The organism is Massilia aurea (assembly GCF_014200505.1).
Taxonomy (GTDB): Bacteria; Pseudomonadota; Gammaproteobacteria; order Burkholderiales; family Burkholderiaceae_D; genus Telluria; species Telluria aurea_B.
On record NZ_JACHBX010000002.1, the window covers coordinates 508,870 to 521,595 of the forward strand.

General features: G+C 66.2%; 13 protein-coding genes. All 13 read right to left on the reverse strand.

Annotation, left to right across the window (positions count from 1 at the left end):
- The 13 genes from gspD to gpmA all read right to left on the reverse strand — a co-directional run bounded on the left by gspD (nucleotide 1) and on the right by gpmA (nucleotide 12,694).
- Nucleotides 1–2,415 (reverse strand): type II secretion system secretin GspD, encoded by a 2,415-nt coding sequence (gspD, locus tag HD842_RS11615; RefSeq protein WP_183554551.1) that lies wholly within the window; start codon nucleotides 2,413–2,415, stop codon nucleotides 1–3.
- Entirely contained in the window at nucleotides 2,415–3,188 is a 774-nt protein-coding gene (gene gspN / locus HD842_RS11620; protein ID WP_183554553.1) for a type II secretion system protein N, read from the reverse strand. The genes gspD and gspN overlap by 1 nt, the downstream gene beginning before the upstream one ends.
- Nucleotides 3,185–3,703: a type II secretion system protein GspM gene (gspM, locus tag HD842_RS11625; protein ID WP_183554555.1), complete on the reverse strand. Its 519-nt coding sequence runs from the start codon at nucleotides 3,701–3,703 to the stop codon at nucleotides 3,185–3,187. Before gspM ends, gspN begins: the two co-directional genes overlap by 4 nt.
- The gene (gene gspL / locus HD842_RS11630; protein ID WP_183554557.1) at nucleotides 3,700–4,917 is read right to left on the reverse strand and encodes a type II secretion system protein GspL; all 1,218 of its coding nucleotides are present in this window, start codon (nucleotides 4,915–4,917) and stop codon (nucleotides 3,700–3,702) included. Before gspL ends, gspM begins: the two co-directional genes overlap by 4 nt.
- 17 nt (nucleotides 4,918–4,934) lie before the next feature.
- Nucleotides 4,935–5,906, reverse strand: coding sequence for a type II secretion system minor pseudopilin GspK (gene gspK / locus HD842_RS11635; protein ID WP_183554559.1), 972 nt, complete (start codon nucleotides 5,904–5,906; stop codon nucleotides 4,935–4,937).
- Nucleotides 5,906–6,571, reverse strand: coding sequence for a PulJ/GspJ family protein (locus HD842_RS11640; protein WP_183554562.1), 666 nt, complete (start codon nucleotides 6,569–6,571; stop codon nucleotides 5,906–5,908). The genes gspK and HD842_RS11640 overlap by 1 nt, the downstream gene beginning before the upstream one ends.
- A complete protein-coding gene (gene gspI / locus HD842_RS11645; RefSeq protein ID WP_183554564.1) occupies nucleotides 6,568–6,954 on the reverse strand; it encodes a type II secretion system minor pseudopilin GspI in 387 nt (128 codons plus the stop codon). The genes HD842_RS11640 and gspI overlap by 4 nt, the downstream gene beginning before the upstream one ends.
- Nucleotides 6,955–6,968: 14 nt before the next feature.
- On the reverse strand, nucleotides 6,969–7,445 hold the full coding sequence (gene gspH, locus HD842_RS11650; protein WP_370660827.1) for a type II secretion system minor pseudopilin GspH: 477 nt from the start codon (nucleotides 7,443–7,445) through the stop codon (nucleotides 6,969–6,971).
- Nucleotides 7,446–7,454: 9 nt separating this feature from the next.
- On the reverse strand, nucleotides 7,455–7,910 hold the full coding sequence (gspG, locus tag HD842_RS11655) for a type II secretion system major pseudopilin GspG (RefSeq protein ID WP_183554567.1): 456 nt from the start codon (nucleotides 7,908–7,910) through the stop codon (nucleotides 7,455–7,457).
- A gap of 140 nt (nucleotides 7,911–8,050) precedes the next feature.
- Entirely contained in the window at nucleotides 8,051–8,827 is a 777-nt protein-coding gene (locus HD842_RS11660; RefSeq protein ID WP_183554569.1) for a HesA/MoeB/ThiF family protein, read from the reverse strand.
- A 120-nt stretch (nucleotides 8,828–8,947) separates the two neighbouring features.
- Nucleotides 8,948–10,426, reverse strand: coding sequence for a S41 family peptidase (locus HD842_RS11665; RefSeq protein ID WP_183554571.1), 1,479 nt, complete (start codon nucleotides 10,424–10,426; stop codon nucleotides 8,948–8,950).
- Between the two features lie 17 nt (nucleotides 10,427–10,443).
- The gene (locus HD842_RS11670; RefSeq protein ID WP_183555290.1) at nucleotides 10,444–11,928 is read right to left on the reverse strand and encodes a murein hydrolase activator EnvC family protein; all 1,485 of its coding nucleotides are present in this window, start codon (nucleotides 11,926–11,928) and stop codon (nucleotides 10,444–10,446) included.
- A 19-nt stretch (nucleotides 11,929–11,947) separates the two neighbouring features.
- Complete coding sequence (gene gpmA, locus HD842_RS11675; protein WP_183554573.1) at nucleotides 11,948–12,694, reverse strand: 2,3-diphosphoglycerate-dependent phosphoglycerate mutase; 747 nt, start codon at nucleotides 12,692–12,694, stop codon at nucleotides 11,948–11,950.
- Between the last annotated feature and the right edge of the window lie 32 nt (nucleotides 12,695–12,726).

Consider the following 12,726-nt stretch of genomic DNA (forward strand, 5'->3'; position numbering starts at 1 on the left):
TTACTCCCGGTTCGGTGGCGTCACCGGGCGAAATTGCGAAGCTGGCACGGGGGTGCCAGATACTGCGCCAGATGCTGCGCCCGATGTGGCATCTGCAGGATTGGTTGCAGGGTTCGCAGAGCTCGAACGCGAGGCGCCCGGACGATTGGCTGCGCCATCGTTCGATGCGCCCGGCGCGGCGTTGGCCGGTGGCGGCGCCTGGACCGGCACGGTGGCCATGCCGCCACCTGCCGGCGGCTGACCGCCCACCAGCGGCGGCAACAGCGGCGCGCCCAGGTCGCGCAGCAGCGGCGACGTTTCTGGCCGGCCGGCAGCGCCAGCAGCGCGCATGAATTCGTAGCGGTCCATCGCGATCGAGTTCGATGCATCCTTGCTGCGCACCACGACCGGACGCAGGAACACCATCAGGTTGGTCTTGGTGCGTGAGCGGGTGCGGTACTTGAACAGGTTGCCCAGCACCGGGATGTCGCCCAGGCCACGCACTTTTTCTTCGCCGTCGCCTTCGCTGTCTTCGATCAGGCCGCCCAGCACGATGATCTGGCCATCATCGGCCAGGACATTGCTTTCGATGGCGCGCACATTGGTCGTCAGGCCGGACGCCAGGTTGCGGGTGGCCGCGTCGACACTCGAATTCTCGTGGTAGATGGCCATCTTGATGGTGCCGCCTTCCGAGATCTGCGGGCGCACCTTGAGCAGCAGACCGACGTCTTGCCGCTCGACGGTCTGGAACGGGTTACCGCTGTTGTTGCCCGACGTGGTGTACGAACCGGTGATGATCGGCACGTTCTGGCCGACCTTGATGGTGGCCAGTTCATTGTCAAGCGTGATCAGGTTTGGCGTCGACAGGATGTTGGCGTTGCCATCGTTTTCCAGTGCGCGGGCCACGGCGCCCAGGCCAAGCTCGCCGCCAATCTGGCGGAACAGGCCGAACGTGAGGCCGGTCGGGATGCTTGGCGCAGTCGTGGCGCTGGTACCCTGGCTGGCAGCCAGGGCCAGGTTGACGATGCTGTTGCTCGAGCTGCCACCGACGTAGTTCTGCACGCCGCCGAAGCGGTATTTGCTGTCGGAGTCACCCGTGGCGCCAACCCACTGCACGCCGAATTCGGACGCCTTGTTGGACGTGACTTCGACCACCAGCGCCTCGATGTACACCTGGGCGCGGCGCACGTCGAGCTGGTCGATGACCGAGCGCAGGTTGCGGTAGACGGCGTCCGGCGCGGTGATGATCAGGCTGTTGGTCGAGGCATCGGCCTGGATGAAGCCGGAGCCCTGGCCACCGCCGGCGCCGCCGGCGTTGGCGGTGAGCTGGCTTTGCTGGCCGAAGGTGTTGCCGGTGCCGCCCATGCCGGTGCTGCTCTGCTGGCCTTGCTGGCCGCCCAGGCCACCGGCACCGCTGCCGCCCTGCCCGCTGCCAGTGGCCGACGTGATCGAGCTGCCCGACGTGCCCTGCTGCTGCACCGGCACGGCCGAGGCATCTTGCGAGACGACGGCGCGCAGCGTTTGCGCGACGCGGCTGGCGTCGGCGTTTTTCAGGTAGACGACGTGGATATTGCCGCGGGTGGAGCTTTCCTGGTCAAGCCGCGCAATCAGGCTCTTGGCCAGGTTGGCGCGCGCCTGCGACGGCGCACGCACGATGACGGCATTGGTGCGCGGATCGGCCAGCACCGTGACGCGGCCCGAGTCACCGCCGGCAGCCGGTTCCATCAGGCGCGTGACGAGTTGCGCGATATCGCTGGCGATGGCGTTGCGGATCGGGATCACGTCGAGATCGGCCGCCACCGGCGCGTCGAGCGCGGCGATGATGCGTGCCAGGCGGCGCAGGTTGTCGGCGTAATCGGTCACGACCAGGGTGTTGTTGCCCGGGTTGGCCATGATCGAGTTGTTCGGCGAGATCAGCGGCCGCAGCACGGCGGTGAGGTTGGCGGCCGATTCGTACGACAGGTAGAACACCTGCGTGGCGATCTGGTCGCCGGTGGCCTTGCTCGAGCGCACGCCGCCCACTTGCGTGGGTGAGGATTGCAGCTTGGCTTCGGCCTCGGGCACCACCTTGGCATACCCATCGCCGCTGGTGACCACCGCGAAGCCCTGCAGGCGCAGGGTCGATGTGAGCAGGCCAAAGGCTTCGCTCTTGCTGAGCGACTTTTCGGATACGAGCGTGAGCGTGCCCTTCACGCGCGGGTCGATGATGAAGGTCATGCCGGTGTAGTGGCCGATCGCCTTGATCACCGATTCGATGTCGGCATTCACGAAGCTGAGCGCTGCGGCGTTCGCAGTCTCTTGCGCGGAGGCCGACAATGGCAGGGCCAGGGTCGTGACGACGGCGGAAGCGGCGCAGCACAGCATGGCGCCGGCGGCAAGACGGCGCAGGGCCGGAAGTTCGAGGTGCGCGAAGGTGGTGTGGTCTGTTTTCTTCATTATCTGAACTCGAGTGCGATTACGTTTTTGCCGTTCACCATCCGGCGCTGTCCCAGCAGATTCAACATGGTTCCCAGAGTGTCTTCATAGCCATCGGCGGCCGCTGCCTGGCCTGAAAAACGCAGGCGGCCGTTCTGCAATGTACCTGCGCCCGACAGCAGCAGGGCGCCGCGCACGGTACGCAGCGTCAGATCGGCCTGCGGTCCGCGCCAGTCCATGATCATTTCGTAGCTGCCCAGCGGCTTGATGGGCGACATGCGCGAACCCATGTCGCTCATCGACAGCGTGGTACGACCCTGCAGCGTCACGATGTTTTGCTGGCGCAGCAGGTCCAGCGTATTCCAGGAAAGCCGGATGCGGCCGGTGGGCGCGAGCGTGTTGAGCGGCGCGCCCAGGCCCGCCAGCCCCTCGGCTGGCAGCAGGAGTTCGCCGGCATTGACCTGCCACTGCGACCAGCTGCCCTGCACGCGCACCGGGTTGGCCAGCGCCTGTGCATTTTCGAGCGTCATGTTCACATTGCCCAGCACCACCAGTGGCGACAGGGTCCAGGCAAAACGGCCTGGCAGCAATGGCGTCACCGCACCGCCCTGCCCCGGCGCGCCGCCAATAAAGGCCGAGCCGCGCCAAAGCGTACCCTGCGCATCCCCCAGCGTCAATCGACCGCCGGTCTGGCGTTCGACCATGGGGCCAAGCCAGGCCGCCGGCAAAAATGCCAGCACCGTTGCCACCACGGCCAGCGCCACCAGCAAGCCCCACGTCAGCGCCCGCCTCATGCAGCCGGCTCGGTGCTTTGACGCAGCGTGAGCGTGGCATCAACCTGGCCAAGGGCATCCTTGGCGGTAAATTGCGCGTCCTGCACCAGCAGGCGGCTGTCGCGGCGTTGCGCGTCGAGCCAGGCCATCAGGTTGGCGAACGAGACGCCATTGAGTTGCACCTTGGTGTATTCGCCACTGACCGACAGCGACGCCGGATTCAGACCGCTGGCCGTCATGCTGGCAGCCAGCGCCTCGCGCGTGACGGGTGCGACGGCCGGCGCCGGCTGGGCCGCGACGGCGCGCGCTTCGGCCGCCAGCGCGTCGAGCTGCGCGGCTTGCTGGCGCAGCTCGGGCAGCGCGCGGCGCAATTGTTCGCGACCGGTCAGCGCCGGCTCGAGCAGCACCAGGTACAGCAGCGTCAGCGCCACCACACCGCCGCCGACGAGCAGGAACTTGCGTTCTTGCGCGGTGCGCGCGCTCCAGTAGCCGCCCACGCGTTCGCGCAGGCCGCTCAGTTTGCCGATGGCGCTCATGGCTTGGCCCCTGTGCTGCGGATCAGCCAGGTGGTCGCATCGGGCGACTCCAGGCTGAGGTTACGTGACGACAGGGACGCGCGGAGCTGGTCGGCCATGCCGGGGTTGGTGGACTCTGGTTTGACGCGCACGGTGAGGGTCCGTTCGCGGTAATCGATTGATGCAATCGCAGGCGGCACGCCCAGTGTGCGTGTCGCTTCGCCGAAGGCGGCGGCCATCCAGTTGAACTCGTTGCCGGCCACCTGGCCACTGCCGGCCTTGGCGCGATCGATGTTCTGGCGCATTTGCGCGACCGGGTCGATGGCCGGCTGGTTCGGGTACACCGAGCGGAACGTTTGACTCATCTGCAGGCGCACGGCGTCGGCTTCACGTTTCAGGCCCAGCCACTCGATATTCAGACCGATCAGGTTGATCGCGACGGCTGCCAGCGCCAGGCGGATCGGCCAGCGCCAGCGGCGCCAGTCGCGCTGCGCGACGCCGGCCGTGCCCAGGCCCGGCACCAGGTCGAGCACGGGGCCCGTGCTGCCCTTGGCGCCGGCGATCCAGTGCGCCCAGTCGTCGCTTTCCAGCGTGATGCCGGGGCCGGCTTCGGCCACGAGCGCATTGTATTCACCCAGCTGTTCACGGTCGACGTACAGTACCAGTGGTGCATCGCCCGACAGCGCGCGCGCCGTTTGCAAGGCCACCACCGGGCTGCCGTCGAGCGCCAGACCCAGGCCATCGTACTGGCTCTGGCGCAGGATCAGTTCGCCGTTGCCGACGGCGGCGCTGACGCTGCCCGGATGCAGCGGCAGGCACAGTTGCTCAGGGATGGCGGCGATCTGGCGCGCACCGAGCGCGAGCAGCGCGCGCACAAGGGGCTCGAGCCAGGCCTGCTGCACCACGGCGACAGGACGGCGGCCGTCGGGCTGTACAGGACCGGCCACCAGCACGCAATCAAGGGGGTCGCCCAGGATGTGTTCTTCGACGAGCGCCGGCAGCGCCGCGCGCAGGCGGGCGCCGGCCAGCGGCGGAGCCTGCACGGACAGCAGCGTGACGTCGCTGGCGGCCAGCACCAGCACCACGCGCCGGCTGGCGGCAACGACGTCGCCCAGATTGCGCAGCACGCCCTCGCCCTGCTGGCCGATGGCGCCGTTGTCGCCGACCAGCGCGAAGCGGCACAGGGCGCCTTCGCCCTGGCTGCGTGCCGGATGCCGGATATAAAGAGTACTCAAACTGTCTCGCTTTCTTCTCAGTTCTGGCGGGTCCAGATCACGTTCACACTACCAGGGTTGATCAGGTTGCTGCCGCCGACTTGCACCAGCGACTCGGCGTCCAGCGCGGCGCGGTCGAGCCGGATCCGGCTCTGCACCAGGAAATACGTGCTTTTGGTCGTAATCCGCGGCTCGATCTCTTGTTGCCCGCCCTTCCATGTCAATTTGAAGTTCGACACGTCAATCCACGGCGCCCGCTGACGCTGGGCGATCAGCGAGTTGGCTTCGGACAGCGAGCTCCCTGGCAACACGGCAGCCAGCACTTCGGGTGATGCGGTGTTCACGTTCACGTTCGTATCCGACGACGGCAGCACGATCACAAATGGGCGCAGGCGCTCGACCGCTTCGGGCTTGACACCTGGCACCATCAATAAATCGTCGACCCGCTCCAGCCGCATCGGCGCCCCGGTGCGCCGCGGCCGGACGACCGTGTTGGGGTCGGTACCTTCCGGCACGGGGGCCAACTGCTGCCCGGCGGCGACGAACTCGGCGATTGGCACGGCCAGCCGCGCTTCAAGCCGCAGATTCGTCAGCAAGCTGCGCATGACATTGACCTGGTCTTTGTCTGGATTGCCGCCCTTGGCCAGATTGTTCAGATTGTAACGCGCCGTGGCGTCCAGAACCTGCCCCGACAGCGACGCATCGAAGTTTTCGCCCTGGATCCGCTCACGCTCGATGTACTGGTCGAGCCGGGTTTCGGCCAGTGGCGTGGCCCAGACCTGGTCGAGTGACGTGTATTGGCCGTAATTGACGCGCAAAATCACGCTGGCCCAGTCGAGCGCGCCGCGCTGAATCCACTTGGTCTGCGACTGCAGGCGCTGGTTTTCCATCGAGCGCACCTGCACCTGTTGCTGCCAGAACAGGCTGGCAACAATGGAAATGGCCAGCGTGGTCAGCAGCATGGCGGTGACGACGGCGACGCCCCGCTGGCGTGTGAGGTGGCGATGCATCAGGTGCCTCCCAGCAGGAATGCCTTGACCATCGGCTGGGCCAGGCCCTGCACGGTCAGGGCCACCTGCACGCCGGTCGGATCCTGCGCGTTTTTGACGTTGGGGTCGGTGCCGGCGGGATCCGGCGTCCCGCCGCCCACAGCGGTCGGTTCGTTGCGCCAGGCATTGTTTTGCCAGCCCTGCACCTGCATGCCGACCACGCCGACCTGCAACACGACGGACGGCGAATTCTCGGCCGCTGCATCGGACGTGATCGCCTGCCACAATTGCTCGATCTGGATCAGGTCGCGCGTGCCGGGCGACTCGCGCCGCACCAATTTTCCTTCGACGACGCGGTAGCTCACCACTTGCAGGCGCGACGGTTCGTTCTCGACAAACACCTTGCGCACGAGGACCAGGCGGTCGGTATCCCACAGCAGCGCGGGACGCCCGGCCATGATGTCGTTGCCGGCCGCGTGCTCGCAATCGTTTTCCATCTGGGCAAAGGCCAGCTGCATGCCGCGTGTGGTTTCCATGTCGGCGGTCAGCGCCACGCGCGCGCGGACGATGCCGTCCAGGCCGCGCCAGCCGAGCACGGCCACCATGGCGAGGATGGCAATGGCCACCAGTAGCTCGACCAGGGTAAAGCCTGCAGGGCGCTGCCTGCTGCTCGGGATCCGCGTCATACCGGGGAAGGCCTCAGAACCAGTTGGATCAGTTTGACAATGCGGCGACCGGGCTTGTCGACGTCAAATACCGAGACTTCGATCCTGCGCAATAGCGGGTTCGGGCTGGTCAGGACTTCTTCTTCGCACATCAGGTTCAGGCCGCCCTGCGGGCACGGGAAGCTGCGCTTGCCCACTTCGGGGAACTCGCGCCCCAGGCGGATCTGCACGAGCCGGTTCTCGGCCGACCAGGTTGCCATCATCGACGCGCGCAAGCCCTGGCTGTTCGAGGTCAGGCTGCCAACCGCGCGCAGCCCGGCGGCCAGCGCGGTGCCAACGATGACGAGCGCCACCAGCACTTCTAGCAGCGTGAAACCGGCAGCAGGTCGGGAAACAGGGCGCATGGTGGCGGGGGATGTCATTCGACAGTGAAGTGGCCGACGCCGTCGGCGCGGATCGCGACCGTGTTGCCACCCTTGGCCATCGTCAGCACGAACGGCCGGTCGACCGGCTCGCGCCCGAACGTGATGCGCAGCATGTCGGGGCTGCCGGTGCCGGTCGGTTCCAGAATCAACTGCAGGGGCGAATTCTTGAATTCACGCTCGCGCAGCAGGTCGTCGCGGGTGACCGGCTCCCAGCCGGCGTCGCCGCGCACCATGAAGCGGTAGCGGTCGCCATTGGCCTCGAACGCGACCAGGCGGTTGCGCACGATCGCTTCATCGCGCGCCAGTTGCAGCAGCAGCGCCAGGCGCTGCGCTTCTTTATCGAGGTCCTGGCGCGGACTCGGGATGGCGTTGAGCGTGGCCATGCCCAGCGTGAGGCCGATGATGACCATCACGACCAGCAGCTCCACCAGGGTGAAGCCGCGTGTGCGCGCTGTGCGCATGGCCGGCATGGAGATAACTTAGTCCCAGGAACCGACGTCGGTGTCTTCGCCAGTACCGCCCGGCTGCCCGTCGGCGCCGTACGAGAACACGTCGACTTCGCCCTTGACGCCCGGCGACAGGTATTGGTAAGCGTTACCCCATGGGTCTTTCGGCAGCTTCTCGATGTAACCGCCCTCTTTCCAGCCATTGGCCGACGGGCCCGAAGTCGGCTTGGTGGTCAGTGCGACCAGGCCCTGCTCGGTGGTCGGGTAGCGCTGGTTGTCGAGCTTGTAGAGCTTGAGCGCCTGCATCATCGTGGCGATGTCGACCTTGGCAGCCGTGACGCGCGATTCACCGGTACGGCCCAGCAGCTTGGGCACGACCAGCGCGCCAAGAATGCCGATGATGACCACGACAACCATGATCTCGACCAGGGTAAAACCGCGTGCACGACCTGTGCTGCGCGTGTTGCGCTGAGTACGTTGAAAATTCATAAGCTCTGTGTGATGACAAGGGAATCGATGGAACCGGCACAGTATAAGCCCGAAATATGACAAGCGTACCTGCGAAAAGTACGCAATTGTATGTCACGTTCATCTACACACCACGTTTCACTGCGCCCGTTAAGACACCACTAATCAACAGTGTTGCCGCTCTCACCATGGCGCGCCGCGCACACCGGGCACGCCGGGTTGCGCGCCACGCCGATCGCGGTCCATTCCATGTACTTGCCGTCGAGCATCAAGAGACGACCGACCAGCGGTTCGCCGATGGCCATGATGAGTTTCATCGCCTCGGCGGCCTGGACCGCGCCGACGACCCCGACCAGCGGCGCGAACACGCCCATCGTGCTGCATGCCACATCCTCGAAACCAGTGTCTTCAGGGAACAGGCAGGCGTAACACGGCGCGGCCGGCTGGCGCGCGTCGAACACGGCCAGCTGGCCGTCGAAGCGGATCACGGCGCCCGACACGAGCGGCGTGCCGGCCGCGACGCAAGCGCGGTTGACGGCGTGGCGGGTGGCGAAGTTGTCGCTGCAATCGAGTACGACCGTCGCGGTGCGCGCGAGTTCCAGCAGCCGCTCGGGGCCGGCGCGTTCGCGCAGGGCGGTGACTTCGATGTCGGGATTGATCGCCAGCAGCGCGGCGCGGCCCGACTCGACCTTCGGCTCACCGATGCGCCCGTTCGTGTGCATGACCTGGCGCTGCAGGTTGGTCAGGTCGACGGTGTCATCGTCGACCAGCGTGATGTGGCCGATGCCCCCGGAGGCCAGGTACAGCGCCGCGGGCGAACCCAGGCCACCGGCGCCGATGATGACGACGTGCGCATCCAGCAGGCGCTGCTGGCCTTCGATGCCGATGTCGTCGAGCAGGATGTGGCGCGAGTAGCGCAGGAGTTGGTTGTCGTTCATGGGGAAACTGCGGGGATGCTGCGAGCTTAGGTTCCCGCCTGCGCGGGAACGACGGTGGTTAATCAGGGTAACTCTGCAGACGTCGTTCCCGCGCAGGCGGGAACCCAAGTACCACTACAATCACTTTTTGGCTGGCGCATGCAGCTCGGGCGGTTTGTTCTCCGCGCCCGGCAATGGCGCCGGCGCCGGTTTCTCTTCGACCGGCTCACCCTTGGCCAGCATCACCTTCAGACCCTTGAAGTGGTTGATGGCCTGGGCCAGCTGGAAATCGTCCTTGCTGCCGAACTCGAGTGGCTTGCGGTCTTTCAGCAGCGCCAGCGCGCGCTGTTGCTGGGCCAGGCTTGCCGCCTGGTCCTTGCCAGCGGCTGCAGGCTGCTCGCCTTCGGCCACCAGATGGCGCTGCAGATCCGATTCGCGCACGCGCAGCGCGTTGAGCAGGTCGCCATCCGCCGTTTCGTCCACCCGCAGATCGGGCTGCACGCCGGTGGCCTGGATCGGCCGCCCTTTCGGCGTGTAATAGCGCGCCGTGGTCAGCTTGATCGCCGTGTCGGGCGACAACTGGCGCAGCGTCTGCACCGAGCCCTTGCCAAACGTGCGGCTGCCCATCACGATCGCGCGCTGGTAATCCTGCAGCGCGCCGGCGACGATTTCTGAGGCCGATGCCGAGCCGCCATTGACCAGCACCACCATTGGCACGGTCTTGAGCCCGGCCGGCAACCCGGCCAGCGGATCGCCGCGCTGAGCATAGAATTCGCGCCGGCCGTAGAACGACTGGTTCGAATCGGGCAATTGCCCTTTGGTGCTGACGATGACCTGATCGGCCTTGGGCAGGAACGCTGCCGTGACGCCGATCGCGCCCGGCAGCAGGCCGCCCGGGTCGTTGCGCAGGTCGAGCACGAGGCCCTTGATGTCCGGTTGTTCGGCGTACAGTTCTTTGGTCTTTTTGGCCAGCTCGTCGAGGGTATTTTCCTGGAACTGGCTGATGCGCAGCCAGGCGTAGCCGGGCTCGACCACCTTGGCCTTGACGCTGACGACCTTGATTTCGCGGCGGTCCAGCGGCACTACCCATGGCTTGTCGTCGCCGGGCCGGGCAATGGTGAGCGTGACCTTGCTGCCGACCTTGCCGCGCATGCGCTTGATGGCGTCGTCGGACGACATATTGCGCACGGGGACATTGTCGATCCGGGTGATCAGGTCGCCCGACTTGATGCCGGCCCTGAACGCGGGCGTATCCTCGATCGGCGAGACGACCTTGATGTAGCCGTCTTCATTCGAGATTTCAACGCCCACGCCGACGAACTTGCCCTGCACCGCTTCGCGCATGTCGCGAAACGCTTTCTGGTCGAGGTACACGGAGTGCGGGTCGAGCGAGGCCACCATGCCGCCGATGGCTTCGGTGAGCAATTTCTTGTCTTCGACCGGCTCGACGTAGTCGGTCTTGATCAGGCCATACACATCGGCCAACTGGCGCAGCTCGTCCAGCGGCAGCGACGTGGCAGTGCCGGTTTTTTGTGCATAGGCGGACAACTGGAACGACGCCGCCACACCCAACACCATCCCCACGCCAACCAGCCCGAACCCCTTTGCTTTCATGCCCATGTGTACCCTGTGGTGACCTAGAACCGGACCCAGCCTGCCGGGTCGAACGCCTTGCCGTTACGCCTGAGCTCAAAGTATAGCCCCGATTCTTCGTTGCCACCGGTGTTGCCCGCGCTGGCCACCGCCTCGCCCGCGCGCACGGTATCCCCGGGGCGTTTGAGCAGCGCCTGGTTGTAGCCATAGATCGACAGGTACTCGCCGCCATGGTCGATGATGATCAGGTTGCCGAAGCCGCGCATCCAGTCGGCGTGCACGACGCGGCCCGGGGCCACGGCGCGCACTTCGGTGCCTTCGGGCGCCTTGAAGAAGGTGCCTTTCCAGTTCGGACCGTCGCCGCGGCGGGTGCCGAAGCGGGCCACGACACTGCCATTGATCGGGCTGCTCATGCGGCCCTTGAGCGAGGCAAACGAGCCGGATGGCGCTGCCGGACCCAGCGCAACCTCGGGCGCCGGTTCAGGCCGGGTTGGCGCTGGCCGCGGCTGTTCAGCCACGACCGGCGCTTCCTTGACGGGCGCGGGAAGTGGCGCCGGCAGCGGCTCGGGCTTGACGCCCGGCTTGGCGTTGGCGTTCTGACGCGCGATGCGTTCACGCTCGCGCTCCCGCTCGGCGCGCCGGTCGGCCGCCGCCTTGGCGCGCGCCTGCGCCAGCAGGCGGGCTTTTTCATCGGCCTCGGCCTTGGCTTTGGCCTTCGCAGCGGCCGCAGCCGCAGCCGCCACCTGGCGCTTGCGCTCGGCTTCGGCCTGTTCACGGATCAGGCGCGCGAGCCGGTCGACGAGGCCGGACATGCGCTCTTCGTCGCCCTTCAGGCGGTCGGCCTGCTTGCGCTGGTCGGCCAGCTTGCTCGACAGCGTGCCCAGCAGCGCCGCGCGGCGCGCCTTTTCCTTCTCGAGCATGGCTTTCTGATCGAGTTGTTCCTGGGCGATTTCTTCCAGCTCTTGCTGGGCGTTTTCAACCTTGTCGCGGTTGACTTCGACCTGCGCCAGGTTGTTGCGCACCGAGTCCAGCAGGCGCGCCTGGGCCTGCGACACGTACGCCATCAGTTGCAGATCGCGGCTGATGCGGTTCGGATTGTCGCCCGACAGCAGCAGCTTGATGCGGTCTTCATTGCCGGCCACATAGTGCTCGCGCAGCAGTTTCGCCAGCTGCTGTTGCTGGGCGCCGATGGTCTGCGCCAGCTGGGCTTGCTGATTTGCCAGCGCTTGCAGCCGGGTTGCCGTCGTATCCTGTTCTTCGGCCAGATCGCGCAGCGCGCGGTTGGCGTCGGAAATGGCGGCCTCGGACTCGGCCAGCGTGTCGGCCGCGTCTTCCTTGGCGTTTTCGGTCTGGTTGATGTCGCGCTTGATGGCCGCCAGCTGTTGCTGGATGCCGGCGCGCTGCTTCTCGGCCGCCGCTTTCTGGCGGCTGCGCTCGGTCTGGCGCTGCGCCCACGCGTCCGACGCGAACGCGCCGGACAGCGCGACCGCCAGCAGTGTGCACAACAGCTTGCTGCCGGCGTCCTTCATGGTTGGCAAACGCAAAAGATTACTTCGCCTTCCCTTGGTTTGCGACCGCGGCCATGGCAGCGGCGATCGCCGCCTGGTCGCCCAGGTAGTAGTGCTTGATCGGCTTGAGGTCGGCGTCGAGTTCGTACACGAGCGGCTGGCCATTCGGGATGTTCAGGCCCACGATGTCGGCGTCGCTGATGTTGTCGAGCATCTTGATGATGGCGCGCAGGCTGTTGCCGTGGGCCGAAATCAGGATGTTCTTGCCGGCGCGGATCGCCGGGGCGATCTCGTCGTTCCAGGCCGGCATCACGCGTGCCACGGTGTCTTTCAGGCATTCGGTCAGCGGAATCTGGCTCTCGTCCAGGCTGGCGTAGCGCGGGTCGCCAAACGACGTGCGGTCGTCGTTCTTCTCGAGCGCCGGCGGCGGCGTGTCATAGCTGCGGCGCCAGACCAGCACTTGCTCGTCGCCGAACTTGGCGGCGGTCTCGCCCTTGTCGAGGCCCTGCAGCGCGCCGTAGTGGCGCTCGTTCAGGCGCCAGTCGTTCTTGACCGGCAGATACATCGCATCCATCTCGTCCAGCGCGAGCCACAGCGTGCGGATCGCGCGCTTGAGCACCGAGGTATAAGTAAGATCGAAGGTGAAACCGGCCTCCTTGAGCGCGCGGCCAGCGGCCTTTGCTTCAGCCACACCCTTGGCGGTCAGGTCGACGTCGACCCAGCCGGTGAAGCGGTTTTCCAGGTTCCAGGTGGATTCGCCATGGCGCATGAATACGATTTTGTACATGAAAGCTCTTTTCGCAAAATTTCTGGTTGATG

Coding starts and splice junctions, on each gene's coding strand:
- gspD (WP_183554551.1), bottom strand. CDS start 2,415: ATGAAGAAAACAGACCACACCACCTTCGCGCACCTCGAACTTCCGGCC.
- HD842_RS11665 (WP_183554571.1), bottom strand. CDS start 10,426: ATGGGCATGAAAGCAAAGGGGTTCGGGCTGGTTGGCGTGGGGATGGTG.
- HD842_RS11670 (WP_183555290.1), bottom strand. CDS start 11,928: ATGAAGGACGCCGGCAGCAAGCTGTTGTGCACACTGCTGGCGGTCGCG.
- gspG (WP_183554567.1), bottom strand. CDS start 7,910: ATGAATTTTCAACGTACTCAGCGCAACACGCGCAGCACAGGTCGTGCA.
- gspK (WP_183554559.1), bottom strand. CDS start 5,906: ATGCATCGCCACCTCACACGCCAGCGGGGCGTCGCCGTCGTCACCGCC.
- gspM (WP_183554555.1), bottom strand. CDS start 3,703: ATGAGCGCCATCGGCAAACTGAGCGGCCTGCGCGAACGCGTGGGCGGC.
- gspH (WP_370660827.1), bottom strand. CDS start 7,445: ATGCCGGCCATGCGCACAGCGCGCACACGCGGCTTCACCCTGGTGGAG.
- gpmA (WP_183554573.1), bottom strand. CDS start 12,694: ATGTACAAAATCGTATTCATGCGCCATGGCGAATCCACCTGGAACCTG.
- gspN (WP_183554553.1), bottom strand. CDS start 3,188: ATGAGGCGGGCGCTGACGTGGGGCTTGCTGGTGGCGCTGGCCGTGGTG.
- gspI (WP_183554564.1), bottom strand. CDS start 6,954: ATGCGCCCTGTTTCCCGACCTGCTGCCGGTTTCACGCTGCTAGAAGTG.
- HD842_RS11660 (WP_183554569.1), bottom strand. CDS start 8,827: ATGAACGACAACCAACTCCTGCGCTACTCGCGCCACATCCTGCTCGAC.
- HD842_RS11640 (WP_183554562.1), bottom strand. CDS start 6,571: ATGACGCGGATCCCGAGCAGCAGGCAGCGCCCTGCAGGCTTTACCCTG.